Consider the following 24,780-nt stretch of genomic DNA (forward strand, 5'->3'; position numbering starts at 1 on the left):
TCACCCCAACCACCACCCAATCCCTATCCCCCACAACCCACCCCGCCGCCCCCGCCCCCCCCCCCCCCCGCGTCCGCACCGGAGGTCAGCTCCGGCGCTCGTCCTCCTCGTCCACGACCGTGCCCTCGGAGTCGACCTCGAAGCGCTCCCGGCGCACGTCCCCGCGCACGGTCTCGTCCTCGCGGACCCGCTCCTTGTGCACGCGCACCCGCTCGACGGGCCTGGTCTCCTTGCCGACGACCGGGCGCTCCTCGTACAGGGTGATGGACTCCTCGTCATCCTCGAACTCGCCGCCGCCCAGGGGCATGCCCTCGCTGATCGGCTCGCGCTCGATCACGACCTCGTCGTGCTCCAGCGGGATCTCCTCCTGGACCTGCTCGGTCTCCACGTACTTGCGCAGCCGTACGTGGCCGGCCTCCCTGGTCTCCTTGCGGACGCGCATCCGCTCCTCGGAGCGGGTCATGTCGAGGTCGTCCCCCGTCTCCGCGTCGCCGGGCGTGCGCTGGGAGGGGACGCCGGACGGCCGCAGTCCGTAGTAGCGGTAGAGACCGGCCTCCTCCTCCAGGGTCAGGCGGTCGTCGTCCACGTCCACGTTCGGCGCGTCCTTGATCGTCTCCTTGCCGAACGGGACGCGGAGCTCGTCACCGGACCGGCGGGCACCGATCAGCGGCACGAAGGTCTGCTTCATGCCGAACATCCCGGTGCGCACCGTGACCCACTCCGGCTCGCCCGTGCGGTCGCTCAGGAAGACCTGGCCGACCTTGCCGACATGCCGGCCGTCCGCGTCGATGACGTCGCAGCCGAACAGGCTCCGGATCTCTGTCTGCATAGCCACGGCGGTTCCCCCGAATACTGGTTTCCGCCGGCCGCTTCGCCGGGCCGGCGGGTGGCTCAACCCGGCAAATACCCCCAGACCTGGACAGAGCACGTCGGAACTGGATGTTTTGCCGGAATTCGGGGTCGGCGTCTCAGGAGTTGCCGGGCGCGGGGCTGTCCCCCGGCCTCTCGCCGCCGGGGATCTTCCCGATCTCCTCCAGATGCCGCTCCAGCTGCGGGAGCGCCTGCTCGGCGAGCTGCTTCACCTGCGGCGACGAGCCCTTCTCGATCTCGGTCTTCGTCTGCGCGACGGCCTTCTCGTGCGCATCGCGCATGGCGATCAGGAACTCCTGGTCGAAGTCGGAGCGCGAGGCGTCGCGGAGGGCGGCGAGGGTTCTCTTCTGCTCGCCCGAGGAGTTCTTCGGCAGCTTGACGCCGAGCTGCTTGGCGGTCTTGACGACCTGCTTGTCGAGCTCGTCGTGGTCCTTGACCAGCAGCGCGCCGAACTCGCGGACGGCCTCGGCGGAGCCCTTCTCCTTGGCGAGCTGACCGGCCTGGATCTCGGCCAGGTTGCCCTGGTGGGTCTTCTTGAGCCAGTTCCGGTCCTGCTTGGAGGGCTTGGCCGGGGAGGCGGTGTCCATCGGCGACTCCGCCGTGGCGGTGGGCGAGGCGGGCGAGGCGAGGCCCGCGGAGCCCGCGGAGGTGTTGGTGCCGCCGTTGCAGCCGGTGAGGGCGGTGGTGGCGGCGACGAGGAGCACGAGGTACGGGCGCGGAATGGGCATGACAGGTCCCCTGGCGTTCTGTGGTCACACGTTGACGGAGAGTCATCCAAGCGCGTCCGGAGGCCCGCGCTCACCACGCCACGCCGTTTCACCGGCAAAAGATGGGGCGGCAAGGGTTAGGTCCGGGCCTGTCCGGGAATGGCAGGCGACTCATGGACGTCGAACCGAGGAGGAGCCGTAGTGCTCACCCTGACAGAAAACGCAGCCCAGGCGATCCGCAGTCTCACCGCGGGCGCACCCGAGCCGACGCAGAGCGGCATCCGCATCGCGTCCAGCGGTGACGACGCCAGCTCGCTGACCCTGTCCCTGGCCACGGCTCCCGAGCCGTCTGATGCGGTCGTGGAGTCGGAGGGCGCCCGCGTCTACCTCGACCCGGTGGCCGCGTCGGTGCTGGACGACAAGGCTTTGGACGCCGGTGCCGACGACCAGGGGGCGGTGTCCTTCCTGGTGACCGAGCGCACCGTCTGAAACCATCCGAGCGGCACGCCGCCGCCGGGCCCGGCACGCGCCACGTGCCGGACCGGCGGTGTCGTCGTGCCCGGATTCAGGAGAACAGCTTGGCGAGGTAGCGGATCTGCTCTTCCCGCTGGTAGCCGCTGCCGCCCTCGTGGCCGTTCCACGGGTAGACCGTGATCTCCTTCGGCCCCTGCCAGTGGTTGTAGGCGGCGAAGACCGTCGACGGCGGGCAGATGAAGTCCATCAGCGCCACCGAGTACAACGCCGGCACTCTGCCGCGGGCCGCGAAGTTGACCCCGTCGACGTACGACAGCGTGCGGAACACCTGGTCCGCGGTCTCCCGCCGGGTGGCGAGGAACCGGACCAGCTCCTGGTACGGGTCGCGATCGGTGATCTCGACGGCCCGGCGGAAATGGGTCAGGAACGGCACGTCGATCAGCGCCGCCGCCACCGACGGGTGCAGCACGGCGGCGGCCTGCGCGATGCCGCCGCCCTGGCTGGCCCCGGAGACCACGATCCGGTCCGCGTCGACGGCCGGATGCGCCGCGGCGGCCTCGACCGCCCGGACCGCGTCGGTGAACACCCGGCGGTAGTAGTAGTCGTCGGGGTCCATGATGCCCCGGGTCATCATGCCGGGGGCCTGCGGGCCGGCCGCGCCGTGCGGGTCGCCAGTACTGCCGGGCGCGTTGATGTTGGCGCCGCCGTGGCCGCGCGTCTCCATGACGAAGACCGCGTACCCGGCGGCGGGCCACGTCAGGTGGTCGTGCGGGAAGCCGCGCCCCCCGCCGTAGCCGATGTAGTGCATCACGCACGGCAGCGGGCCCTCCGCCCCGCGCGGCAGCAGGAACCAGCCGTTGATCCGGTGCCCGCCCCACCCCGCGAACGAGACGTCGAAGACGTCCACGTGGGCGAAGGGCAGCGGGTACGGGGTGAACTCGGCGTCCAGCGCGAACTCGCGGGCCTCGGCGAGCGTACGGGTCCAGAACGAGTCGAAGTCGTCGGGCTCGTCGCGTTCCGGGAGGTAGGACCGGAGTTGCTCAAGCGGCAGATCGAACAGCGGCACAGATACTCCAACCTTTCGGGGTAGCGACATTTCATCGCATTCACCCTTATCTGCGCCACAGCGTGCACGATCGCCGCGAAACCGGGTAGCAGGCCGCCGTGAACCCGCATCTCTCCCCGCCCTCCCGGCCCCTCCTCGCGCCCGGCATGATCCTCGACGCTCCCCTGGAGCACGACGACTTCATCCTGCGGTTCGGCGACGACACCGAGGCACGGGCCGAGCTCGTCCGGCACGGCCCGCGCCCGGTGCTGATCGTCGGCGGCTACATGACCATGGACGGCACCGTCGTGGACGAACGCACCTGGACCGTGCGCGAGGTGACCGAGTCGGGCGGCCGGCGCGTGCTGCGCCTCGGAGAGCCTCTGGACTGACCCCCGGGAAACGCGCGAAATGCCGCACCCCCCTTCTTGCCGGGGTGCGGCATTCGCACAGCTTTTACGTGCGCCAGTCGTGAGCGGTTCCGTCAGACGCGGCCGCTGGTGTTTCCGTCGGCGTCGAACCAGCTACGTCCGAGGAAGTCGTCCTCCTCGTCGAACGGCCAGAGCCAGCCCTTGTCGTCGTAGCGCCTCTTGTCCTGGTGCTTGTGACCCCACTTGTCCCAGGAGTCGTCGTAGCGCTTCTTGTCGCGGTGCTTGTAGTCCCAGTCGTCCCAGGAGCGGTCGTCCCACTTCTTCTTTTTCTTGCCGCCGCGGTCCCACCGGTTGTCGTCGCGGCGGTCCCACCACTTACCGTGGTCGCCGGCCCACTTCTTGTCGTAGCGGCGGTCCCAGCGGTTGCCGTGGTCGCTGTCCCAGCTGTTGTCGACGTAACGCTTCCACCAATTGCCGTGGTCGTTGTCCCAGCTGTTGTCGAGGTAGCGCTTCCACCATTTACCGTGGTCGCCGGCCCACTGCTTGTCGTAGTCGCGGTTCCACTCGCTGCCGCGGTGGCCGTCCCACTTCTTCTTGTGGCGCGAGTCCCACTTCTTCTTGTGGCGGGAGTCCCACTTCTTCTTGTGGCGGGAGTCCCACTTCTTCTTGTACTGACCGCCGCGCTTCTTCTTGTAGTGGCCGTGGTCGCGATCCTTGTAGTCGTAATCGCGGTCGTAGCCGTGGTCGCCCTTGAACCTGCCTTCGTGGTCGTAGTCGAAGTCGTGGTCGAAGTCGTGATCGTGGTCGTGGTCGTGGTGGCGGTGGTGACGGTGGTGGCCGAAACCGAAGCCGTGGTGGAAGTGACCGCCGCAGTGCCCGTGGCGGCACTTGTGGTGGTGATGGTTTCCGCACTTGCGGCCGCACTTCTTCTTCACGCGGTGGCGCTTGCACTTGCCGTGCTTGCAGAGGACCGGCTTCTCGTGCATGGCGATGCCGACGCCGGCCACCTGGCCGGTGCTCGCGCTCGCCTGCGTCGCCGGGAGGAGCAGGGTCCCCGCGGCGACGGTCGCCAGAGCCAGCCCGGCGACCCGCCTGGCGGTCCGGAGAGGGCTTGCAATGTTCATGGGCGATGGTTTCCGTTCATGTTCATCGATCCTGGAAGCGGGCTTTCGAATGCCTCGCGACAGCGGCGAACATACCCGCACTCCTGATCACGACTATCTCGCCACTCAGCAATGTCGGTTCAAAAAAACGTCATTCTAGGGAACCGAAGAGATAGTGATGTAAATTGTCCAGTTTGGCCCGAAATGCTCTTTACGGAACAAGAACTTCCGGCGGGGCCATCATTTCCGAATAACAGATACGGTGGTGTCGTGATCAACGTATGCCGCACCACCGTGCTCGTCCTGTGTCTTCTTCTTCCATCGGTCCCGTTCACCGCCGCGACGGCGGACCGGGATAAGGACAAGGAAGCGTCCGTGTCCTCGCAAGAACCGGACGCGGACATCAGGTGGCTCCAGAAGCGGCTACGTCAGCGCGGTTATCTCTTCGCCAAGGCGACCGGCGTATACGACAAGGAGACCCGCTTCGCGGTATGGGCTCTGCGCAAGAGCCATGGAATGCGGCCCGCGAATGTCGTGGACGCGGCCGTACTGAGGAAGCTGGACCAGCCCGGGAAGATCCGCCCGCTGGTGAAGGGCGGGTCGCCCAACCGGGTGGAGATCGACCTGGGCCGGCAGCTCCTGACCGTCTACCGCCGCAACAAGCCGGTGCTGATCTCGCACGCCTCGACGGGCGCCGGGGTGCGTTTCTGCCAGGGCGGCCGCTGCCGCAAGGCCATCACCCCGGTCGGCGACTTCCGCGTCTACAAGCGCGCCGGAGGCTGGACGAAGGGCCCGCTGGGCTCGATGTACAACTCGCTCTACTTCGTGGGCGGGGTGGCCATGCACGGCTCGCGGAAGGTGCCCTCGTGGCCCGGCTCGCACGGCTGCGTGCGCCTGCCCATGTCCGTCGCCGACCGCCTCTGGAAGATCGTGGGCATCGGCGAGCCGGTGCACGTCCGCAAGGGCCGCAAACTGCACGGCTAGCCGCAAAATAGGTCGAGGGGCGCGGGGCCGCTGATTAGCGTGTGCCGCATGGAGACCGCACGACTGGTCTTGAGCCCCTTCACCGCCGGCGACGCCGACGAGCTGGTCCGCCTGCACAGCGACCCCGAGGTCATGCGCTACCTCAACGGGGGCAGGCCGACGCCGCGCGACACGGTCGTGCGCGACCAGCTCCCCCGCTTCATGGCGACGGGGTTCTTCGCCGCCCGCGAGCGCGCCACCGGCGCCTTCGCCGGCTGGTTCCACCTGCGGCCGGCCGGCGAGGGGGAGCTGGAGCTGGGCTACCGGTTACACCGGGCGTACTGGGGGCGCGGGTACGCCACCGAGGGGTCGCTGCGGCTGATCGAGCGGGCCTTCGCCGAGCTGGGCGCGCGCCGCGTCTTCGCCCAGACGATGGCAGTGAACCTGGGGTCGCGCCGGGTCATGGAGAAGTGCGGGCTGCGCCACGTACGCACGTTCTGGGAGAACTGGGAGGACCCGATCGACGGCGCCGAGCAGGGCGAGGTCGAGTACGAGCTGCTGCGGGAGGAGTGGGAGGCGTCACGTTAGCCCGACTACCTGGTGCACTGGTCCGACCAGTGACTAAGGTGCTGCCTTATGACGGCATACGAGCGGTTGTTCCGCCTCGACGGGCGGCGTGCGGTGGTCATCGGGTCGGGCAGCGGCATCGGCAGGGAGGCGGCGCTCGCGCTGGCCGCGCACGGCGCGTCGGTGGTGTGCGCCGACCGCGACCTGCCCGCCGCCGAGGAGACGGCCGCCCGCTGCGGCGGCACGGCCCGGCCGCTCGACGTCCTCGACGGCGACGCCGTGCGGGCGGCGGGCGCCGAACTGGAGGCGGACGTGCTGGTGTTCACCGCCGCCACCAACGTGCGCAAGCGGCTGCTGGACTACACCGCCGAGGAGTTCCAGCGGGTCGTGGACCTCAACCTGAAGGCGTCCTTCGAGGTGGTACGGGCGTTCGGCGCGGGCATGGTGGAGCGCGGGCGCGGGTCCATCATCGGCTTCGCCTCCATCCGCGCCTCCGTCACCGAGCCCGGCCAGAGCGTCTACTCGGCCACCAAGGCCGGGCTGGTCCAGCTGCTGCGCACCGCGGCGGCCGAGTTCGGGCCGTCCGGGGTGCGGGTGAACGCGATCGCGCCCGGCGTGGTGGAGACGCCGCTCACCCGGCAGATCAAGGACGACCCCGGCTGGTACGGCGCGTACGCGGCCAAGAGCGCCCTGGGCCGCTGGGCGACGGCAGAGGAGATGGCGGGCGCGGTCGTCTACCTGGCGAGCGACGCGGCCAGCTTCGTCACCGGCTCGGTCCTCTACGTCGACGGCGGCTGGACGGCGGTGGACGGCCGCTTCGAGCCGCCCAACTGACGGCCGCCCACCCGGGAGGGCTCAGGGCCGGATGATGGCCATCCGGGTCACGGTGAGCTCCTCGATCGCGAACCGCGGGCCCTCCCGGCCGACGCCGGAGTCCTTGACGCCCCCGTACGGCATGTTGTCGGCGCGGAAGCCCGGCACCTCGTTGACCACCACTCCCCCGGCCTCGATCCGCTCGATCGCGGCGAACGCGGTCGCCAGCGAGCGGGTGAACACCGAGGCGTGCAGCCCGTACCGGGAGGCGTTGACCGCGGTGAACGCGGCCTCCAGGTCGGGCACCGCGCGCACGCACACCACCGGCCCGAAGATCTCCTCGTCCCAGGCGGCGGCCCCGTCCGGCACCCCGGCCAGCAGCGTCGGCGCGATGGCCCGGCCGTCGCGCACGCCCCCCGTCACCACCTCGGCCCCCGAGCCGGCGATCCAGCCGAGCACCCGGTCGGTGGCGGCCGGGTCGATGAGCGGCGCCACCCGGGTCTCGGGCCGCCGCGGGTCGCCCACCACGACGTCCTTCATCCGCTCGGCCAGCAGCGCCTGGAACTCCGCCACCACCGGCTCCTCCACCAGCACCCGCTGCACCGAGATGCACGCCTGCCCGGAGGCGTAGTAGCCGCCGCGCACCACCGCGTCCGCCGCCGCCTCCAGGTCGGCGTCCGCCGCCACCACGAGGGCGGCGTTCGAGCCGAGCTCCAGCAGCACCTTCGTGGGGGCGGCGTTGCGGGCGATGGCGTGCCCGGCCGCGGCCGAGCCGGTGAACGAGACCGCGCCGATCCGGCGGTCCTCCACCAGCGTCCGGCCCACCTCGACGTCGCCGGTGACGAGCTGCACCGCCGCGGGCGGCAGCGCGCCGGACTCGCGCAGCAGGTGGACGAGCCAGAGCGTGGTCAGCGGCGTCGCCGGGGCGGGCTTGACGATCACCGGGCAGCCGGCGGCCACCGCGGGAGCGATCTTGTGGGCGGCGAGCAGCAGCGGATAGTTGAATCCGGTGATGCCGACCACCACCCCGATCGGCCGCCGCGTCCAGAACCCGACCAGGCCCTCGCCCGCCGGCAGCAGGTCCAGCGGCACGGTCTCGCCGTGCAGCCTTGCCACCTCCTCGGCGGCCGTGGCCAGCGTGACCAGCGTGCGCGCCACCTCCACCCGGCAGTCCACGAGCGGCTTGCCCGTCTCCAGCACGAGCAGCTGCTCGGCCTCCTCGCGGCGGGCGGCCAGCGCGTCGTGGGCGGCCATGAGGGCGCGGCGGCGGGCGTGCGACGGCAGCGCCGCCATCGCGGGCGCGGCGGCGAGCGCCTCGCCGACCGCGCGCGCCGCCAGTTCCGCGTTCCCGACGGGTGCGGGCATCACCACCGAGCCGTCGTACGGGAAGATCACGTCGGCTTCGGCGGCCGGCTCCACCCACTCGTCACCGATCGGCAGCCCGGACGGCCACTGCTGTTTCATGCTTCGATCCCCTCGATCATGGACGAATCGCGCTCGGGAAGACGTCGAGATAGGCGGGCGCGTCCTCCCAGCCGGTGGCGGCCAGCACGGCGTGCGCCACCGCCCTGCTGAACACGTCGGCCCCGGCGGCCAGCAGATCGTGCAGTTCGGCGCCCGGCTGTCCGTCCTGCTCCCCCGCGTCCGGCTCCGGCAGGGCGCAGGTGGCGACGGCGAAGATCGTGTCGCCGTCGACCATCGTGTGCGCGGGGCGGATGGCGCGGGCCAGCCCGTCATGCGCGACGGCGGCCAGCTTCGCGCACTGCGCCTTGGTCAGGGTGAGGTCCGTGGCCACCACCCCGATCGTCGTGTTCAACGAGGTCAGCCCTTCCGGCTGCCACGCCGCGACCTCCTCCTCGCGCGGCTCCTGTAACCGGTCGAACTCCCCCGGCAGCCCGTACCGCGCCCCGGCCGGCCGCCCGCTCCCGGGATCCAGCACCGACCCGGCGGCGTTCACCACCACCAGCGCGGCCACCGTCCCGCCCCCGGGCAGCACCGCACTCGCGTTCCCCACCCCACCGGCGAGGCCCCCGGCCACGGCCCCGGCGCCTGCCCCTACAGAGCCGTTGAGCGCTGAGGTCGATGTGCCGGACACGCCCGCCCCGCCGTCATCGGCTGAGGTGGAGCTCGGGGAGAGAGCACCGGACGCGGCTGGGGTCACACCGGGAGTTGCGACGGTCGTACGGTCCAAGCCGCTCCTGGCGTTGGCGGGAGCACTCGTACGGTCCGGCACGCACCCCACAGAGGCGGGAACACTCCCACGGTCCGGCAGGCCCACGGCGGCGTCGTAGGCGGCCTGGCCGAAGGAGGCGTCCGGGGTGGCGCGGAAGGCGCCGCCGCGGCCGAGGTCGTAGATGACGGCGGCCGGGACGATGGGGACGACGCCGCCTTCGACGGGGAAGCCGATGCCGGCGTCGGCGAGGCGGGAGACGACGCCGCAGGCGGCGCTGAGGCCGTAGGCGCTGCCGCCCGTGAGGACGATGGCGTGGACGCGGTCGACGAGGTTGCGGGGGTCGAGGAGTTCGGTCTCGCGGGTGCCGGGGGCGGCGCCGCGGACGTCGACGCCGGCCACCATGCCGCCGGGCGGGGCGAGGACGACGGTGGTGCCGGTGCGGTAGCCGCCGCCGGTCCGGTGGTGGTGGCCGACACGCAGGCCGGCCACGTCCAGCAGGGAGTTGGCAGGTCCGGGTCTCACGTCAGGTTCCGGGTGAGGAAGCGCCTGGCCGCCTCGGCGAACACCCGGGTGCAGCGGACGATCTCGTCGACCTCGACGTACTCGTCCGCCTGGTGGGCGATCCACTTGCCGCCCGGCCCGTACACGACGGAGGGGACGCCGCCCCAGTGGGTGAGGACGGTGCCGTCGGTGGAGCCGGGGACGCCGCCGTAGACGGGCTCCTCGCCGGTGACGTCACGGTGGGCGGCGGCCAGGGCGGCCACCACGGGGTCGGTGACGGGGACGTCCACGGGCGGGCGGTCGACGAGGGTGGTGACGTCGGCGGTGATGCCGTCCCAGGCGGCCAGGGCGGCGACCCGGGCGGCGATGTCCTGGTGGTCGACGCCGGGGATGGTGCGGATGTCGATGAAGACGGAGGCCGTGGCGGGGATGACGTTGACCTGTTCCTCGCTGCCGGCCCGGACCACGGTGGGCGTCACGTACACCTCGCCGAGGTGCTCGTGGGCGGGGAAGCGTTTCTGCAGCTCGGCCTGGAGTTCGCGCAGGCCGGTGAGGAGCGCGCCGACGGCCTGGACGGGGTTGCGGCCGTGCTGCGGCATCGCGCCGTGCGCCATCTTGCCGGTGAGGTCGGCGCGGAGCCGCAGGGCGCCCTTGGCGACGGCGCAGATCTCGCCGGCCTCGGGTTCGGCGACGATGGCGCCGTCGACGTCGGCGGCCAGCCCCTCGTCGACGAAGTGGTGGGCGCCGATCATGAGGCCTTCCTCGTCGGCGAGCGCGCACACCTTGATGCGTCCGGGGAACGGTCCAGCGAGCTGGAGCGCGCGGGTGGCGTAGAGGGTGGCGGCCAGGCCGGACTTCATGTCGGCGCTGCCGCGTCCCCACAGCTTGCCGTCGCGGATCTCGCCGCCGAACGGGTCGACGGTCCACTCCGACAGGTCGCCTTCGGTGACGACGTCGGTGTGGCCCTCGAACATCAGGGTGGGCCCGTCGCCTCCGCCGCCCTCGACCACGGCGACCACGTTGGGCCTGCCGGGCGCGGCCTCGTACATGACGGGCTCCCAGCCCCACTCGCGCATCCTGGCGGCGACCAGGTCGGCGGCGGGCTGCTCGCTGCGGCCCCGCGCCGGGTCGTTGGTGCTGGGGATGCGGACCAGCGCCTGGGTGAACTCCACGACGCCCTGGGCGTCCACTTCGATCACAGCAATCCCTCCAGAGTGGGTACGGCCGCCAGCAGCGCCCTGGTGTAGGGGTGGCGCGGTTCGATCCAGATGTCGTCCACGGCGCCGCTCTCGACGATCTCGCCGTGGTGCATGACGGCGACGGTCTCGCAGACGTGGCGGACGACGGACAGGTCGTGGGAGACGAAGACGAGGGTGAGGCCGTGCTCGTCGACGAGGTCGGCCAGCAGGTTGAGGATCTGCCCGCGGACGGACACGTCGAGCGCGCTGACGGGCTCGTCGGCGACGAGCACGGCGGGGCGGGGGGCGAGCGCGCGGGCGATGGCGATGCGCTGGCGCTGCCCGCCGGAGAACTGGTGGGGGTAGCGTTCGGCGGCGGCGGCCGGCAGCCCGACCTCGTCGAGGAGTTCGGTGACCCGGTTCCCCACGGGTTCGCCGAGCGCGACGAGCGGTTCGGCGACGATGTCGCGCACCCGCATGCGGGGGTCGAGCGAGCTCATCGGGTCCTGGAAGACGATCTGCAGGCTGCGCCGCAGGAAGCCGAGCCGCCGCTCGGGCAGGCCGGTGATCTCCTGGCCGCCGAACCTGATGGAGCCGGAGGTGGGCTTGTCGAGCGCGCACAGCAGCCGCAGCAGCGTCGACTTGCCGGAGCCGGACTCGCCGACGATGCCGTACCGCTCGCCCTTCTGCACGGCCAGCGAGACGCCGCGGAGCGCGTGCACGGCGCCGCCCGGCTTGGTGAGCGAGGTGCGGGGCCGGTGGTAGACGCGGGTGAGGTCGCTAGCCTCGATCAGCGGGGTGCCAGCATGCGTGGGCATGGCCCTCTCCTGTCAGCGCCGGGACTTTCTCGCAGGCGGAATCGGCGTGGGGGCAGCGGTTGCGGAAGACGCATCCGCCGGGGAACTGACCGGCGGGCGGCACGCTGCCCTGGATGGTGGGCAGGCGGGTGCCGCGCGGCGTCAGCTTGGAGGCGGCCAGCAGCCCTTCGGTGTAGCGGTGGCGGGGCCGGGTGAACACCTCGCGGATGGGGCCGCTCTCCACGACGCGTCCCCCGTACATGACCAGGACGCGCTCGCAGACGGAGGCGACCACGGCCAGGTCGTGGGTGATGAACAGCAGCGCGGGCGCCACCTCGGCGATGAGGTCGAGCATCTGCTTCTGCACGGTGACGTCGAGCGCGGTGGTGGGCTCGTCGCAGATGAGCAGGCCGGGCTCGTTGGCCAGGGCGATGGCGAGCATGACGCGCTGGCGCTGGCCGCCGGAGAGCTGGTGCGGGTAGGCGCGCGCGACCTGCGCGGGGTCGGGCAGGCGGACCTCGCCGAGCAGTTCGACGGCGCGGGCGCGGGCCTGGTCGCGCGGCCTGCCGTGCAGGGTCATGACCTCGGCGACCTGAGCGCCGACCCGCATGAGCGGGTTGAGCGCGGTCATCGGCTCCTGGAACACCATCGACATGGCCCGGCCGCGCAGGTCCTTCAGCTTCTGTTCGGGCACGCCGATCAGGTCGCGGTCGTGCAGGCGGGCCTTCCCTCCGGCGGTGACGCCCTCGGGCAGCAGGCCCATGAGCGACAGCGCGGTCAGCGACTTGCCGGAGCCGGACTCGCCGATGAGGCCGACCCGCTCACCGGGCCCGATCCGGAACGACACGTCGTGCACGAGCTCGACCGCGCCGGCCCGTACGGTGAGCCCCTCAACGCTCAGCACGGATCCTCCTGAGCTTGGGGTCGAGGTAGTCGCGCAGGCCGTCGCCGAGCAGGTTGAAGCCGAGCACGGCCAGCGCGATGGCCAGGCCGGGCCAGAGGGCCAGGCGCGGCGTGGAGAACAGCAGCTCCTGCGACTCCTGCAGCATGCGGCCCCACGACGGCGTCGGCGGGCGGGTGCCGAAGCCGAGGAAGGACAGCGCCGCCTCGGCCAGGATGGCGATGGCGAACGACACCGACGCCTGCACGATCAGCATGGAGCCGATGTTGGGCAGCACGTGCCGGAACGCCACAGGCAGGCGGCGGCGCCCGGCGGCGCGGGCGGCGAGGATGTAGTCGGTCACCATGACCTGCATGGTCGCGGCGCGGGCGACCCGGGCGAAGGCGGGCACCGTCGCCACCCCGATGGCGATCATCGCGGTGAGCGTGCCCGCCCCGTACACGGCGCCGAGCATGACGGCCAGCAGCAGCGCGGGGAAGGCGAAGACCAGGTCGTTGACCCGCATGACCAGCTCCGAGAGCCAGCGCAGGCGGGTCATCCCGGCGATCACGCCGAGCGGCGTGCCGATCAGCGCGGCGATGCCGACGGCCACGATGCCGACGTACAGGGTGGTGCGCGCGCCCACCATGAGCTGGCTGAAGGTGTCGCGGCCGAACTTGTCGGCGCCCAGCAGGTAGCCGTCGCCGGGCTCGCGCAGCTTGTTCGCCGCGTCGACGAGCTCCGGGTCGTGCGGCGTCCACACGAACGACACCAGCGCCATGGCCACGACCAGCCCGACGAGCACGCCGCCGGCGATCAGCCCGGCGTTCACCCGGCCCTTCATCGCGCCCCCCGCAGCCGGGGGTCGAGCGCCGCGTAGGCCACGTCGACCACGAAGTTGATCAGCAGGACGGCCGCCACCAGCACCATGACGACGCCCTGGACGAGCAGCAGGTCACGGGCAGCGACGCCGTTGAGCAGCAGGTCGCCCAGGCCCGGGATGACGAACACCCGCTCCACCACGACCGCGCCGATGAGCAGGGTGGCCAGTTGCAGGCCGAGCACGGTCACCACCGGCACGGCGGCGTTGCGCAGGCCGTGCCGCCAGAGCGCGCCCATCCGGCCGCGTCCCTTGGCGCGGGCGGTGCGCAGGTAGTCCTCCCGCATGACGTCCAGGACGGCCGAGCGGACGTAGCGGGTGAGCACCGCGCCCTGCACCAGGCCGAGGGAGAGCCACGGCAGCAGGAGACTGCGGAACCACTCGACCGGGTCCTCGGCCAGCGGCACGTAGCCGCCGGAGGGCAGCGCCTGGGCCTGCACCGCGAAGACGAACACCAGCAGGATGCCCGCCAGGAACGCCGGGATGGCGATGCCCACCTGGCTGAACGCGCTGATGACGACCCCGAGCGGGTTGCGGTGGTGCACGGCGGCGAACGTGCCGGCGGGGACCGCGATCAGCAGGGCGGCGAGCATGCCGCCGCCCACCAGCACCACGGTGACGCCGAGCCGGTCGCTGATCTGCGGCCCGATCGGGGCGCTGGTCACGTACGAGGTGCCGAAGTCGCCGGTGGCCAGCCCGCCGAACCAGTCGAGGAACTGTGCCACCGGCGGACGGTCGGTGCCGAACTGCCGGCGCAGCTCGGCCAGCGCCTCGGGCGTCGCGTTCACGCCCAGCGCCACCTCGGCGGGATCGCCGGGCAGCACGGCCATGAACGCGAAGACCAGCACGCCCGCGACCGCGGTGCTCACGAGGAACACCGCGGTCCTTTTCAGCAGGTACAGGATCACTGCTTGGCGAGCCCGGTGAAGTCGAAGGACTCGGAGATGGCGTTCTTCGGCAGGCCGGTCACGCCCTTCTTGGCCACGATCAGGTTGGGGAACAGGAAGAGGAAGTCGGCCGCGGCGTCCTCGGACATCAGCTTGGCCGCCGCCTTGTAGTTCTCGATCTGCTCCTGCTCGGTGCCCTCGTCGGCGGCGGCGAGCAGCTTGCCGAACTCGGGGTTGTCGTAGCGGAAGTAGTAGTCCTTGTTGGCGAAGATGCTGATGTCGCGCGGCTCGACGTGGTTGATGATCGACAGGTCGTAGTCAGCGTTGGTGAACACCGCGTCCAGCCAGCGGGCCGGGAACTCCAGCGGCTCGATGTCGGCGTTGATGCCGACCTGGGCGAGCTGCGACTTGACGACCTGGGCGCTGGCGACCGCGTACGGCAGGTTCGGGATACGCATCTTCACGTCGTACGTCTTGCCGCCGAGCAGTTCCTTGGCCTTCTCGACGTCGTACGGGTAGTCGCCGGTGCGGTCCTCGTACCAGGGGTCGGTGGGCGGCACCATCGCGCCGATCAGCTGGCCGCGCCCGGCCCAGGCGGTGTCGAGCAGCGCCTGGTGGTCGATGGCGTGGCGGACGGCCTGGCGCACCTTCTTGTCGTCGAACGGCGGCCGGCCGTTGTTCATGGAGAGGACGACCTCGCCGTTGGTGGTGCCCTCGATGACCTCGAACCGGTTGGGGTCGGCGAACTGGTCCAGCGACTCGGGGGCGTTGACGGCGGAGATGACGTCGATGCCGCCGGTCAGCAGCGCGTTGTTGAGCGCGGTGGCGTCCTTGAAGTACTTGAGCGTCACGGACGAGATCGCGGGCTTCTCGCCCCAGTAGCCGGGGTTGGCGTCGAGGCGGATGTGGTCGCCGCGCCGCCACTCGCCGAGCTGGTACGGGCCGGTGCCGACGGGGGTGTTGGCCAGGTCGTCGACGCCGGTGCGGCTGAACATGGCGCCGAGCCGGGTGGCGAGCGTGTACAGGAAGCTGTTGCTGGGCTTGGAGAGGGTGACGACGGCGGTGGTGTCGTCCTTCTTCTCCACCTTCTCGACCATGTCGAGCTGCGAGGTGATCTTCAGTTTCCAGTCGGTCTTGAGCCGCTCGAAGGAGAAGACCACGTCGTCGGCGGTGAAGTCGGCGCCGTTGCTGAACTTGACGCCCTGCCGCAGGGTGAAGGTGTAGGTCTTCCGGTCGTCGGAGACCTCCCACTTCTCGGCCAGCAGCGGGGCGATCGCGCCGTCCTGGTCGAGCTTGACCAGGCCCTCGTAGACGTTCACCAGCAGGGCCTGCGGGATGGCGACGCCCTCGGTCGAGGTGAAGTCGAGGTTGGCCGGCTCGGCCACGAACCCGACCGACAAACTCTGTTCCTGGGTGGCCTGCCGCTCACCGTCCGCGGCGCCGGAGCCGCCGCCCCCGCCGCAGGCGGCGATGCTCAGCAGGAGACCGCCCGCGGCGATCCAAGTCCCGATTCGCCTCATGTCCTTCAGCCTCCTGGCTAGTGCACTGGTCTGACCAGTAGGCTGCACCTTGCCAGTCCGCTACGGCTCAGGTCAAGGGGGCTTCAATGGGTGGTCCGCGGTTCGAGCCCGTACGGACCGTTCGCGCGTACGAGCGCATCGTGGAGCAGATCGAGGAGGCTGTCGAGACGGGGACGCTCAGGCCGGGTCAGCGGCTGCCGAGCGAGCGGGAGCTGATGGCGCAGTTCTCGGTGAGCCGCTCGACGGTCCGTGAGGCGCTGCGGGTGCTGCAGGCGCGCGGGCTGGTCCAGTCGCGGCCCGGCGATCCGAACGGGGCCGAGGTGCTGCCGTTCTCGCCCGCCGCGCTGCACAAGTCGATGACCACGCTGGCGCGCGTGGACGAGCTGTCGCTGGGCGAGCTGGTGCAGTTCAGGATGGTGCTGGACGCCTCGGCGAACCTGCTGGCGGCCCGGCTCCGCACCGACGAGCAGCTCGCCGAGATGGACGCGGCGATCGGGCGGATGCGCGAGGCGGCCGAGGTCAGCTACGACGAGTTCAGCAAGGCCGACGTGTCCTTCCACGACGCGGTGGCGCGGGCCTCGGGCAACAAGCTCATCCAGATCAGCACGGACGTGGTCCGGTCGATCGTGCTCGGGCTGATAGCCAAGAAGATCGCCTCGTCGGACGACCGGGTGGCGCTCATGCGGCGCAGCATCCGGCACCACGAGGAGGTGCTCGACGCGGTCCGCGCCGGTGACGGCCCGCTCGCGGCCCGGCTGTCGCGGGAGACGATGTACGACTACTACGTCGGCTACGTTCCGGAAGAGGAGCGTCCCGCGCTGCGCGCGCTGCTGGAGGAGTGAATCCCCCAGGGGGTGCCACGCGTTGCGTTCCAGGTGAAAGTGCTATGTTGCAGCCGTGGCTGGGGAGGAGACGTTGGCCGACGCGTTCCTGCGCGAACCGCGCCGCTACACCAGCCATCAGGTGGCCGAGATGGCGGGCGTGCCGGTCTACCGTGCCCGGCGGTTCTGGCGGGCGCTCGGCTTCGCCAACGTGGCCGACGACGCCGTGGAGTTCACCGACTCCGACGTCGAGGCGCTCAGGACGCTGCTCGGCATGGTCAGCGACGGCGTCTACGACGAGGACCACGTGCTTCTCATCGCCCGCGCGCTCGGGCGGGCGACGACCCGGCTGGCCGAGTCGCAGGCCGCGCTGGGCGCCGAAGCGCTGGACCAGGCGGGGGTGCCGCTGGCCGAGCGGCCCCGGGCGTGGCGCCGGCGGGCCGAGCGGGTGGTGCCCGACCTGGCCAAGCTGCTCGTGTACGCCTGGCAGCGCCAGCTCGCCGCCGCCGCGGGACGGCTCGCCGTGCAGGACCTCAGTTCGGTATGGGTGACGGTCGGGTTCGCGGACCTGGTGGGGTTCACTCGGCTGAGCAGGCAGATCACCGAAACCGAGCTGGCGGCGCTGGTCGACCGGTTCGAGGGCCGCTCGGCCGACATCGTCACCTCCTCCGGCGGCCGGGTGATCAAGACGCTGGGCGACTCGGTGCTGTTCGTGGCGGAGAGCTCGCGGGTGGCCGCCGACATCGGGCTGCGGCTGCTGGAGACGCACGCCAAGACCAAGAGCATGCCGGAGCTGCGGGTGGGCCTGGCCGCCGGGCCGGTGGTGTGGCGGATGGGCGACGTGTTCGGCACCACCGTCAACCTGGCCAGCCGCCTCACCGCGCTCGCCCTGCCGGGCACGATCCTGGCCGACCCGCAGACGGCCGAGGACCTGGCGGACGACGAGGAGTTCCGGCTGCGGGCGGTGGACCGGCTGTCGGTACGGGGTCTCGGCGAGCTGGTCCCGTTCACCGTGACCCGCGCCTGAGCCGCCGACCGGCTTCTGTTCACCTTCACGATCTGGTCGCTCGGGGTCCACGGCGAGGAGGAACATTTCCCGACTTGTCTTGTTATCGGGTACGTGACGCCGCTCTCGATACTCGACCGTTCGCTGATCCGGCAGGGGCAGGCCCCGGCCGCGGCGCTCCGCGACACCGTGCGCTTCGCCCGGGAGGCCGAGGAACTGGGCTACCACCGGTTCTGGGTGTCGGAGCACCACAGCGTCCCGGGCGTGGCGGGGTCGGCGCCGACCGTGCTGGCGGCGGCCGTCGCGGCGGCCACCTCCCGGATCCGGGTGGGCACCGGCGGCGTGATGCTGCCCAACCACCGGCCGCTGGTGGTGGCCGAGCAGTTCGGCGTGCTGGAGTCGCTGCATCCGGGCCGGATCGACATGGGGCTCGGCCGGTCGGTGGCCTTCACCGGGGGCATCCGCAAGGCGCTGGGCGTGGGCAGGGAGGCCGCGGAGGGCTTCCCCACGCAGCTGACGGAGCTGCTGGGCTTCTTCACCGGCGGCCAGGACGCCTACCCGGGCGTGCACGCGATCCCGGCGGAGGGCCTGCGCCCGCAGGTGTTCGTGCTGGCCGTGGGGTCGGGGGCGGACATCGCCGCGGCGCTCGGCCTGCCCCTGGTGATCGGCGGCTCGTCCCCGGCCGAGGCGGCCGCCCGCTATCGGGCCGCGTTCCGGCCGTCGGAATGGAGTGCTGATCCGTACGTGATGGTGGCCGCGAACGTCGCGGTCGGCGAGACCGCCGAGCGGGCGGCGGCGCTGCAGCTCCCCGAGGCGTGGGCGACCGCGCGCTCCCGGGTCCGCGGCGAGTTCCCGCCGCTGCGCCCGCCGGGCGAGATCCTGCGAATGGACCTGCCGGAGCGGGAGCGCGCCCGGCTGGAGGACGCGCTCAAGGGGCAGATCAGCGGGACCGAGGACGAGGTCGCGGCGCGGCTGCGGGACCTGGTGACGGTGACGGGGGCCGACGAGGTGCTGGTGACGATGAACACCTACGACCTGGACGACCGGCTGGACTCCTACCGGCGGCTGGCCCGGCTGGTGTGGTGAGCTTCGCGGCGGAGGAGGGCTTCGCGCTGGCCGTGCTCGCCGGGGAGGCCCGGCCGCCCGACGAGGGCTCGTTCTGGGCCGCCGTCGCCTGGCTGGTGGCCCTGTCGACCTTCGGCGGGTACGGGCTGTACTGGCTCATCCTGCGGCGCTCCGGAGTGACCGAGGTCAACACGCTCATGTTCCTCATGGCCCCCGTCACGGCGGTCTGGGGAGCCGTGATGTTCGGCGAGCCGTTCGGGGTGCAGACCGTGCTCGGCCTGGCCGTCGGTCTCGCGGCGGTCGTCATCGTCCATCGCGGTGACAGGCGGGCGCGCCCGCGAGACCCGGGCGCGGGGCCCGCCTGCCCGTCAGCTGAGCTGCAGGACGAGCGCGAGCTGTGCGACGACCGCTAGCGCGGCCGCGCCGACGGCCGTCAGGGCGACGACCACGAGGGTCGCGCGGAGCAGCGTGGTGACGACCTTGGCGATGTGACGGATGGCGGTGATGACAGTCCAGACGGCGAGGAAGGCGACGAGGTAGAGCAGGCCACGCGCCATCGCGACGCCCTCGGGGCTCGCGATCGTGGCCGCGAGTGATGCGGTGTGGAACATGGTGGGGTCCCTGTGGTTCGGCTACGAGGGGCCATGTGCGTGCGGCGACGCTGCCGCATGTTCCTGAGGACGATCGCCCGGACGGCCCGGCCCTCCCGGAGGGGCGCTGCCGGTCACGCGCGAAATCCCCCTGAACTTCAGTAAACCTTCAGTTCTTGACTGAAGTCTGCCCAAAGTTTGGGCCTGTTAATCGCCGGACAGGGTAAGTCCAACTGCACTAGAATGGCCGCCCGTCGGCAAGTCTGCGGATTTTCGGCGTTGGCCTGCGCGTTCACCCTCGCCTACGGCAGTGGGTAGAGGTTTACTGAAGGCGTTGAACCTCGAATGGAGGTGTCCTCATGGCGGATTCCGGTCAGGCCTTAGCACGCCGGCTCCGGCAGCTACGCCTCCAGCAGTGGCCCGGCACGAGAGTCAGGCAGCCGCAGCTGGCCCACGCGCTCAACGTCAGCGTGCCCCTCATCTCGTCGTGGGAGAACGAGGGCAACCCCAAGGTGCCGCCGGTCTCCCGCCTGGAGGCGTACGCGCTGATCTTCTGCACCCGCCGCTCGCTCAGCGACGGCGGCCTCGTCCCGCTCGACGAGGCCGAGTTGACGGCCGAGGAGTCCCAGCTGCGCGAGAAGCTCCTGCGGGAGCTTCTCGACCTGCGCGCGGCCGCCCTGAGTCGCGGCCAGGCGCCCGCGGTCGCCAACCCGTGGCAGTTCGACGACGGCAAGCAGGTCGTCATCGTCTGCGCGCGGCTGCCCAACGACTGGCTGGCGCGCATGCCCTACGTCAATCCCGACGACCCGGACCACATCGAGCTCTACACCTACGCCGACCTCGACGCGCTGTTCGAGCTGCACGGCCACATCCGCGCCTTCAACCCGGCCAGCGAGGTCCGCCGCCACACCCCGGACGAGCTGGAGCCGGACGATCTCACCTCCCATCTCGTGCTGCTGGGCGGCGTCGACTGGAACGACCTGACCAGCAACGTCTTCCAGGACCTCGACCTGCCGTTCAAGCAGGTCAACGACTGGGAAGGCGAGCACGGGGCGTACTTCTCGCACGGGGAGAAGCGTTTCCACCCCGAACTGGTGGACGGCCAGCTGCGGGAGGACGTGGCCCTGTTCTATCGCGGGCCCAACCCGTACAACGCCAAACGGACGCTGACGATCTGCAACGGCATGTACGGCCGCGGCACGCTCGGCGTGGCGCGAGCTCTTACCGATGTCAAGTTCAGGGACCGCAACACCGCGTGGCTCTACGACCGGTTCGCCGGCGTCGAGGCCTTCGCGCTGCTGAGCAAGGTCCGCGTCGTCAGGGGCAAGGTCGTCACGCCCGACTGGACATTGGACGAATTGAGGCTGGTCGAATGGCCTGACTGATCACCCCGGGGTCACCACCGTTCGGTGACGGGAACCGCCGGCGGAAGCAACCGGGTCCGCCACCGTTCCCGTCTGGGCCTGATGACGATATTGCCGACGACCTCTGCTTCGTACAGGCACTCGAACGGGAGCCCCGATCTGACGACGGGATCGTCGAGGAACGCCGGATCGTTCAGCAGCATGACTCCGGCGAGAGTCGCGTATCCGTAGACGCCCGCGACCACGAGAACGCGGCGCCGATCGTCGAACGGGTTCTCCGCGAAAACGATAATTCCATAATCGACGACGGCTTCGTTCTTCCTGTTGAGAGTGCTCCGCTCCCATCTGGGGGCGAGCGTCTTTCCCTCCCTGAGATCCAGGAGCGTCGTGGGAGAGAACCATCTCTTTCTGAAGCGGAGGCCGAGACGGTGTAACCGGCCGACTCCGTCCAGGATTTCGCGGGTGATCGGATTGGCGTCCGGCCCGCCGATCAGGATGAGGTTGTCGCGTTTGTCGTTGCGGCCGATGCCCTCTTCGAAGACGACGTCGAACACAGGTCTGCGCAGTGTCGCCATCGTTGTCTGGAGTTCATGAAGTGCCACCATGTCACCGGTCCCGTACAGCCCGGAGGGCTCCCATTTCACCTGGGAGTGACCTCTGAACGGAGCGACGACCACATGCAGGGCTCCGTTACCGAACCGGCGCCAGAAGCCGTGCGCACGGCGGCGGCGATACATGCCCACCAGCGAGCGTGAAACTCCAGCCAAGAATCCGAGCAGGGAGAAAAGGGCGGCGGCGATCAGGTTGACGACCAGCTCGTGCATCGCGCCATCCTTCCTCGGCACGTGACAGACGGAACGCCTTCATGAACTACTCTGCACCGGGGCCGGAAAGCACATCGGTCCCGTCAACGTCATATCGAAGATCGCCGGCGTCGAATCACCATTCCTCGCACCGGCATCTGCTGCACGTGTTCGACGCTCCGGCGGGCATGGCCCGGATCGACGCGATCGTGGTGCCGACCGCCCGCCCGAGCCGTTACCTCCGGCATGTTTTCCGCCTGGCGGACGCGCTGAGGTGCCCGCTGGTCGTCCTGTGCAGCGGCAAGTGGACCAGCGCCGGAAAAGTACGGGCCGACGCCCCTCCCGGCGCCGATCTGATCGCCGTCGACTTCAATGAGCACGCGGCGGCGCGGCTGCCGACGCTGGAGACCTCCACCGTGCTGCCCAAGAAGCTGCGGCGGCACGCCGACACCGCGGCCAAGCGCAACTACGCGCTGGCCCTGGCCAGGATCGCCGGCTGGGAGCGCATCGCGTTCCTCGACGACGACATCGAGGTGGGAGCTCCGGACGACCTCCGCAGGGCGGCCGGGCTGCTCGACCGTTTCGACGCCGCCGGGCTGTCGATCGGCGGGTTTCCGGACAACTCGGTGGTGTGCCATGCCTACCGGGCCGTCGGCGGGCATCAGGAGACGTTCGTCGGCGGCGGGGCGCTGGTCGTGGAGACGGTGCGCGACGTCGCCTTCTTTCCGAACATCTACAACGAAGACTGGTTCTATCTGCTGACAGAGCAAGGACTCCGCCCGCTCGCCGTCACCGGCCAGGTGAAGCAGGCGCCCTACGACCCGTTCCGCACGACCAGCAGGGCCAGGGCGGAGGAGATGGGCGACGTCCTGGCCGAGGGCGTGTTCTGGCTCCTCGACGAGGGCCGGAGCCTGGCGGAGGCCGACCTCCGGCACTGGAGCGCGTTCCTGGTCAGGCGCCGCCGATTCATCGAGAGCATCCTCGCCCGCCTGCCGCATGCCCGGGTGGACGACGACGAGCGGCGTCGCATGGAGGAGTCGCTCAGGGCCGCGCGGGGGCGCCTGGCGCTCATCAGCCCCGACCTCTGCGTGGAGTATCTCGACAAGTGGCGGGCCGACGGCAAGGTGTGGCGGGAGTTCGTGGAATTGCTGCCCACCGGCAAGCCCGTCGGGTACGCGTTGCGTTATCTCGCCACTCCCGACCGCCGCGGCACCCGTGCGGGGCGGCAATATCCGCCGACAAAACGCTGAGCAGTAGGCGTTATATGACAGATCGGCGGAGTTAGCTTGTTATCTACTGTTTCGGCGCTCGATTGTAGATGTCATGCTTCATGTCCGCATTCGAGCGGCCGTGGACGGGGATCTCGTCGCCCTGGTGAACGCGCTGGGGCAGGAACCGTACTTCCGGGCGCAGCTGGCGCGCCAGCGAGACAAGCGCGGGGTGCTGCTGGTGGCGTGGCACGGGTTCGAGCCGATCGGGGACGTGTACCTGCGGCTGGAGGAGGCCGAGGAGCCGGAGGTGCGGGAGCGGCTGCCCGGGGTGCCCCTGCTGACCCATCTGGAGGTGGCGCCGGAGCACCGCAATCAGCGGATCGGGACGCGGCTGATGGCCGCCGCCGAGCAGTGGCTGCGCCGGCTGGGTCATGATCGGGTGGCGCTGGGGGTGGATCCGCGGAACGTGCGGGTGCGGTCCTTATATCGGCGGCTCGGGTACGAGGAGTGGCCGCATCCTCCCGTGCCGACCACGCGCCGGATCTATCTGCCCGGCGGGCGTGAGGAGCAGGTGCCGGACGTGTGCCGGATTCTGGTGAAAGATCTGCGCCAGCCCCATAAGATTCCCGAACAATGTTCGGCAACGTGAGGGATGTCCGGTATGACGACTCGCCAGCATGCCATCGGAGACCTGCTCCGCCGCTCCGCCGCCCGTTATCCCGCCAAGACCGCCGTCGTCTACGGCGAGCTGCGGCAGAGCTACGCCGATCTGGACCGTACGGTGAACCGGACCGCCAACGCGCTCGCCGCGCGCGGGGTGCGCAAGGGCGACCGGTTCGCGATCCTCTCGCACAACAACCACGCGTTCGTGGTCGCCTACTTCGCGCTGGCCCGGCTGGGCGCGATCTCGGTGCCGATCAACTTCATGCTGGGCCCGGAGGAGGTCGCGTACATCCTGGAGCACTCGGGAGCGACCGGGATGCTCGTGGAGGAGGCGCTGCTGCCGGTGGCCCGGAGCGCGGCCGGCGAGCGGGTGGCGGTGCGCGGCGTCATCGGGGCGGGCCGCGACGGCTGGGAATCGTTCGGCGACTGGGCAGCGCACGGTGACGACGCCGAGCCGGGTGTGGAGATCGGCGACGACGACCCGATCCAGCTCATGTACACCAGCGGCACCGAGTCCCGGCCCAAGGGGGCGACGCTGTCGAGCCGGAGCCTGATCTCCCAGTACGTGACGTGCGTGGTGGACGGGGAGATGAGCGGCGACGACGTGGAGGTGCACGCGCTGCCGCTCTATCACTGCGCGCAGCTGCACTGTTTCCTCACGCCCGGCGTCTACCTGGGGGCGACGAACATCGTGCTGCCCGGCGCGGACCCGGCGGGGATCCTGGCGGCGATCGAGGCGGAGCGGGCCACCAAGCTGTTCTGCCCGCCGACGGTCTGGATCGGGCTGCTGCGCCACCCCGACTTCGACCGGCGTGACCTGTCGTCGCTGCGCAAGGGCTACTACGGCGCCTCGATCATGCCGGTCGAGGTGCTGAAGGAGATCGCGGCGCGGCTGCCGAACGTGCGGCTGTTCAACTTCTACGGGCAGACGGAGATGGCGCCGGTGGCCACGATCCTGCGGCCGGAGGAGCAGCTGACCCGGCTGGGCTCGGCCGGCCGGCCCGCGCTGAACGTGGAGACGCGGATCGTCGGCGAGGACGGCGAGCCGCTGCCGCCCGGCGAGGTGGGCGAGATCGTGCACCGCAGCCCGCACGCCATGCTCGGCTACTGGAACGACCCGGAGAAGACGGCGGAGGCGTTCCGCGGCGGCTGGTTCCACAGCGGCGACCTGGGCGTGATGGACGAGGACGGCTACCTGTCGGTGGTCGACCGGAAGAAGGACATGATCAAGACCGGCGGCGAGAACGTGGCGAGCCGCGAGGTCGAGGAGGCGATCTACCAGCATCCGGCGGTGGCGGAGGCGGCCGTGTTCGGGGTGCCGGACGAGAAGTGGATCGAGGCGGTGACGGCGGCGGTGGTGCTGCGCGAGGGCGCGAGCCTCACCGCCGAGGAACTGGTGGCTTTCCTGCGGGAGCGGCTGGCGCCGTTCAAGACGCCCAAGCACGTCCGGTTCGTCGAGTCTCTGCCGAAGAACGCCAGCGGCAAGGTGCTCAAGCGGGAGCTGCGCGAGGCGTTCTGACCGCCGCTC

General features: G+C 70.7%; 27 protein-coding genes. 13 read left to right on the plus strand and 14 right to left on the minus strand.

Annotated features, from left to right (window positions below):
* Window positions 1–85: 85 nt before the first annotated feature.
* A complete protein-coding gene (locus AB0J42_RS33115) occupies window positions 86–829 on the minus strand; it encodes a PRC and DUF2382 domain-containing protein (protein WP_364301644.1) in 744 nt (247 codons plus the stop codon).
* 139 nt (window positions 830–968) lie between these two features.
* Window positions 969–1,598: a DUF4142 domain-containing protein gene (locus AB0J42_RS33120; protein WP_364301537.1), complete on the minus strand. Its 630-nt coding sequence runs from the start codon at window positions 1,596–1,598 to the stop codon at window positions 969–971.
* Window positions 1,599–1,778: 180 nt separating this feature from the next.
* Here AB0J42_RS33120 and AB0J42_RS33125 point away from each other — a divergent pair, with 180 nt between their 5' ends.
* Window positions 1,779–2,066: a Fe-S cluster assembly protein HesB gene (locus AB0J42_RS33125; protein ID WP_364301539.1), complete on the plus strand. Its 288-nt coding sequence runs from the start codon at window positions 1,779–1,781 to the stop codon at window positions 2,064–2,066.
* 76 nt (window positions 2,067–2,142) lie between these two features.
* On the opposite strand, the gene AB0J42_RS33130 is transcribed toward AB0J42_RS33125, so the two are convergent.
* Window positions 2,143–3,117 (minus strand): acetylxylan esterase, encoded by a 975-nt coding sequence (locus AB0J42_RS33130; protein WP_364301541.1) that lies wholly within the window; start codon window positions 3,115–3,117, stop codon window positions 2,143–2,145.
* Window positions 3,118–3,215: 98 nt separating this feature from the next.
* Between AB0J42_RS33130 and AB0J42_RS33135 the strand changes: the two genes are divergently transcribed.
* On the plus strand, window positions 3,216–3,488 hold the full coding sequence (locus AB0J42_RS33135) for a hypothetical protein (RefSeq protein WP_364301543.1): 273 nt from the start codon (window positions 3,216–3,218) through the stop codon (window positions 3,486–3,488).
* A gap of 92 nt (window positions 3,489–3,580) precedes the next feature.
* Here the strand turns inward: AB0J42_RS33135 and AB0J42_RS33140 are convergent, their stop codons facing one another.
* Complete coding sequence (locus AB0J42_RS33140) at window positions 3,581–4,591, minus strand: hypothetical protein (protein ID WP_364301545.1); 1,011 nt, start codon at window positions 4,589–4,591, stop codon at window positions 3,581–3,583.
* Between the two features lie 354 nt (window positions 4,592–4,945).
* Here AB0J42_RS33140 and AB0J42_RS33145 point away from each other — a divergent pair, with 354 nt between their 5' ends.
* The 3 genes from AB0J42_RS33145 to AB0J42_RS33155 are packed head-to-tail and all read left to right on the plus strand — an operon-like array spanning window position 4,946 to window position 6,934.
* Entirely contained in the window at window positions 4,946–5,554 is a 609-nt protein-coding gene (locus AB0J42_RS33145) for a L,D-transpeptidase family protein (RefSeq protein WP_364301547.1), read from the plus strand.
* Between the two features lie 48 nt (window positions 5,555–5,602).
* The gene (locus AB0J42_RS33150; RefSeq protein WP_364301549.1) at window positions 5,603–6,121 is read left to right on the plus strand and encodes a GNAT family N-acetyltransferase; all 519 of its coding nucleotides are present in this window, start codon (window positions 5,603–5,605) and stop codon (window positions 6,119–6,121) included.
* A gap of 48 nt (window positions 6,122–6,169) precedes the next feature.
* Window positions 6,170–6,934 carry an SDR family oxidoreductase gene (locus tag AB0J42_RS33155; protein ID WP_364301551.1) on the plus strand — a complete coding sequence of 255 codons (765 nt, stop codon included), beginning with the start codon at window positions 6,170–6,172 and terminating at the stop codon, window positions 6,932–6,934.
* A 21-nt stretch (window positions 6,935–6,955) separates the two neighbouring features.
* On the opposite strand, the gene AB0J42_RS33160 is transcribed toward AB0J42_RS33155, so the two are convergent.
* From AB0J42_RS33160 to AB0J42_RS33195, 8 genes are read right to left on the minus strand one after another with little or no spacing between them, the layout of a single operon-like run.
* Complete coding sequence (locus AB0J42_RS33160) at window positions 6,956–8,377, minus strand: aldehyde dehydrogenase family protein (RefSeq protein WP_364301553.1); 1,422 nt, start codon at window positions 8,375–8,377, stop codon at window positions 6,956–6,958.
* A 16-nt stretch (window positions 8,378–8,393) separates the two neighbouring features.
* On the minus strand, window positions 8,394–9,608 hold the full coding sequence (locus AB0J42_RS33165; protein WP_364301555.1) for a P1 family peptidase: 1,215 nt from the start codon (window positions 9,606–9,608) through the stop codon (window positions 8,394–8,396).
* Window positions 9,605–10,786 carry a M20 family metallopeptidase gene (locus AB0J42_RS33170; RefSeq protein ID WP_364301557.1) on the minus strand — a complete coding sequence of 394 codons (1,182 nt, stop codon included), beginning with the start codon at window positions 10,784–10,786 and terminating at the stop codon, window positions 9,605–9,607. The genes AB0J42_RS33165 and AB0J42_RS33170 overlap by 4 nt, the downstream gene beginning before the upstream one ends.
* Window positions 10,783–11,583, minus strand: coding sequence for an ATP-binding cassette domain-containing protein (locus tag AB0J42_RS33175; RefSeq protein ID WP_364301559.1), 801 nt, complete (start codon window positions 11,581–11,583; stop codon window positions 10,783–10,785). Before AB0J42_RS33175 ends, AB0J42_RS33170 begins: the two co-directional genes overlap by 4 nt.
* Entirely contained in the window at window positions 11,546–12,466 is a 921-nt protein-coding gene (locus AB0J42_RS33180; protein ID WP_364301561.1) for an ABC transporter ATP-binding protein, read from the minus strand. The genes AB0J42_RS33175 and AB0J42_RS33180 overlap by 38 nt, the downstream gene beginning before the upstream one ends.
* A complete protein-coding gene (locus tag AB0J42_RS33185; protein ID WP_364301563.1) occupies window positions 12,453–13,286 on the minus strand; it encodes an ABC transporter permease in 834 nt (277 codons plus the stop codon). The genes AB0J42_RS33180 and AB0J42_RS33185 overlap by 14 nt, the downstream gene beginning before the upstream one ends.
* A complete protein-coding gene (locus AB0J42_RS33190; RefSeq protein ID WP_364301565.1) occupies window positions 13,283–14,230 on the minus strand; it encodes an ABC transporter permease in 948 nt (315 codons plus the stop codon). The genes AB0J42_RS33185 and AB0J42_RS33190 overlap by 4 nt, the downstream gene beginning before the upstream one ends.
* Window positions 14,227–15,729 carry an ABC transporter substrate-binding protein gene (locus AB0J42_RS33195; protein WP_364301567.1) on the minus strand — a complete coding sequence of 501 codons (1,503 nt, stop codon included), beginning with the start codon at window positions 15,727–15,729 and terminating at the stop codon, window positions 14,227–14,229. The genes AB0J42_RS33190 and AB0J42_RS33195 overlap by 4 nt, the downstream gene beginning before the upstream one ends.
* An 86-nt stretch (window positions 15,730–15,815) precedes the next feature.
* Between AB0J42_RS33195 and AB0J42_RS33200 the strand changes: the two genes are divergently transcribed.
* The 4 genes from AB0J42_RS33200 (at window position 15,816) to AB0J42_RS33215 (ending at window position 19,034) form a co-directional block, all read left to right on the plus strand.
* Window positions 15,816–16,571 carry a FadR/GntR family transcriptional regulator gene (locus tag AB0J42_RS33200; RefSeq protein ID WP_364301569.1) on the plus strand — a complete coding sequence of 252 codons (756 nt, stop codon included), beginning with the start codon at window positions 15,816–15,818 and terminating at the stop codon, window positions 16,569–16,571.
* Between the two features lie 55 nt (window positions 16,572–16,626).
* Window positions 16,627–17,577, plus strand: coding sequence for an adenylate/guanylate cyclase domain-containing protein (locus tag AB0J42_RS33205; RefSeq protein ID WP_364301571.1), 951 nt, complete (start codon window positions 16,627–16,629; stop codon window positions 17,575–17,577).
* A 93-nt stretch (window positions 17,578–17,670) separates the two neighbouring features.
* On the plus strand, window positions 17,671–18,642 hold the full coding sequence (locus tag AB0J42_RS33210) for an MsnO8 family LLM class oxidoreductase (RefSeq protein ID WP_364301573.1): 972 nt from the start codon (window positions 17,671–17,673) through the stop codon (window positions 18,640–18,642).
* Window positions 18,639–19,034, plus strand: a complete 396-nt coding sequence (locus tag AB0J42_RS33215; RefSeq protein ID WP_364301575.1) for a DMT family transporter — start codon at window positions 18,639–18,641, stop codon at window positions 19,032–19,034. Before AB0J42_RS33210 ends, AB0J42_RS33215 begins: the two co-directional genes overlap by 4 nt.
* Here AB0J42_RS33215 and AB0J42_RS33220 read toward each other — a convergent pair.
* Entirely contained in the window at window positions 18,990–19,232 is a 243-nt protein-coding gene (locus AB0J42_RS33220) for a hypothetical protein (protein ID WP_364301577.1), read from the minus strand. The genes AB0J42_RS33215 and AB0J42_RS33220 overlap by 45 nt on opposite strands.
* A 338-nt stretch (window positions 19,233–19,570) precedes the next feature.
* Between AB0J42_RS33220 and AB0J42_RS33225 the strand changes: the two genes are divergently transcribed.
* Window positions 19,571–20,596, plus strand: a complete 1,026-nt coding sequence (locus tag AB0J42_RS33225; protein ID WP_364301579.1) for a hypothetical protein — start codon at window positions 19,571–19,573, stop codon at window positions 20,594–20,596.
* 11 nt (window positions 20,597–20,607) lie between these two features.
* Here the strand turns inward: AB0J42_RS33225 and AB0J42_RS33230 are convergent, their stop codons facing one another.
* Window positions 20,608–21,399: a hypothetical protein gene (locus tag AB0J42_RS33230; protein ID WP_364301581.1), complete on the minus strand. Its 792-nt coding sequence runs from the start codon at window positions 21,397–21,399 to the stop codon at window positions 20,608–20,610.
* A gap of 146 nt (window positions 21,400–21,545) precedes the next feature.
* Between AB0J42_RS33230 and AB0J42_RS33235 the strand changes: the two genes are divergently transcribed.
* From AB0J42_RS33235 to AB0J42_RS33245, 3 genes are all read left to right on the plus strand, one after another.
* Window positions 21,546–22,628 (plus strand): hypothetical protein, encoded by a 1,083-nt coding sequence (locus AB0J42_RS33235; protein ID WP_364301583.1) that lies wholly within the window; start codon window positions 21,546–21,548, stop codon window positions 22,626–22,628.
* Between the two features lie 100 nt (window positions 22,629–22,728).
* Window positions 22,729–23,238, plus strand: a complete 510-nt coding sequence (locus AB0J42_RS33240; protein WP_364301585.1) for a GNAT family N-acetyltransferase — start codon at window positions 22,729–22,731, stop codon at window positions 23,236–23,238.
* Between the two features lie 12 nt (window positions 23,239–23,250).
* Window positions 23,251–24,771 (plus strand): acyl-CoA synthetase, encoded by a 1,521-nt coding sequence (locus AB0J42_RS33245; RefSeq protein WP_364301587.1) that lies wholly within the window; start codon window positions 23,251–23,253, stop codon window positions 24,769–24,771.
* The last annotated feature ends 9 nt before the right edge of the window (window positions 24,772–24,780 follow it).

The organism is Nonomuraea sp. NPDC049649 (genome assembly GCF_040675175.1).
Taxonomy (GTDB): Bacteria; Actinomycetota; Actinomycetes; order Streptosporangiales; family Streptosporangiaceae; genus Nonomuraea.

Coding starts and splice junctions, on each gene's coding strand:
- AB0J42_RS33150 (WP_364301549.1), top strand. CDS start 5,603: ATGGAGACCGCACGACTGGTCTTGAGCCCCTTCACCGCCGGCGACGCC.
- AB0J42_RS33160 (WP_364301553.1), bottom strand. CDS start 8,377: ATGAAACAGCAGTGGCCGTCCGGGCTGCCGATCGGTGACGAGTGGGTG.
- AB0J42_RS33195 (WP_364301567.1), bottom strand. CDS start 15,729: ATGAGGCGAATCGGGACTTGGATCGCCGCGGGCGGTCTCCTGCTGAGC.
- AB0J42_RS33155 (WP_364301551.1), top strand. CDS start 6,170: ATGACGGCATACGAGCGGTTGTTCCGCCTCGACGGGCGGCGTGCGGTG.
- AB0J42_RS33175 (WP_364301559.1), bottom strand. CDS start 11,583: ATGCCCACGCATGCTGGCACCCCGCTGATCGAGGCTAGCGACCTCACC.
- AB0J42_RS33140 (WP_364301545.1), bottom strand. CDS start 4,591: ATGAACATTGCAAGCCCTCTCCGGACCGCCAGGCGGGTCGCCGGGCTG.
- AB0J42_RS33185 (WP_364301563.1), bottom strand. CDS start 13,286: ATGAAGGGCCGGGTGAACGCCGGGCTGATCGCCGGCGGCGTGCTCGTC.
- AB0J42_RS33245 (WP_364301587.1), top strand. CDS start 23,251: ATGACGACTCGCCAGCATGCCATCGGAGACCTGCTCCGCCGCTCCGCC.
- AB0J42_RS33230 (WP_364301581.1), bottom strand. CDS start 21,399: ATGCACGAGCTGGTCGTCAACCTGATCGCCGCCGCCCTTTTCTCCCTG.
- AB0J42_RS33200 (WP_364301569.1), top strand. CDS start 15,816: ATGGGTGGTCCGCGGTTCGAGCCCGTACGGACCGTTCGCGCGTACGAG.
- AB0J42_RS33220 (WP_364301577.1), bottom strand. CDS start 19,232: ATGTTCCACACCGCATCACTCGCGGCCACGATCGCGAGCCCCGAGGGC.
- AB0J42_RS33120 (WP_364301537.1), bottom strand. CDS start 1,598: ATGCCCATTCCGCGCCCGTACCTCGTGCTCCTCGTCGCCGCCACCACC.
- AB0J42_RS33225 (WP_364301579.1), top strand. CDS start 19,571: ATGGCGGATTCCGGTCAGGCCTTAGCACGCCGGCTCCGGCAGCTACGC.
- AB0J42_RS33115 (WP_364301644.1), bottom strand. CDS start 829: ATGCAGACAGAGATCCGGAGCCTGTTCGGCTGCGACGTCATCGACGCG.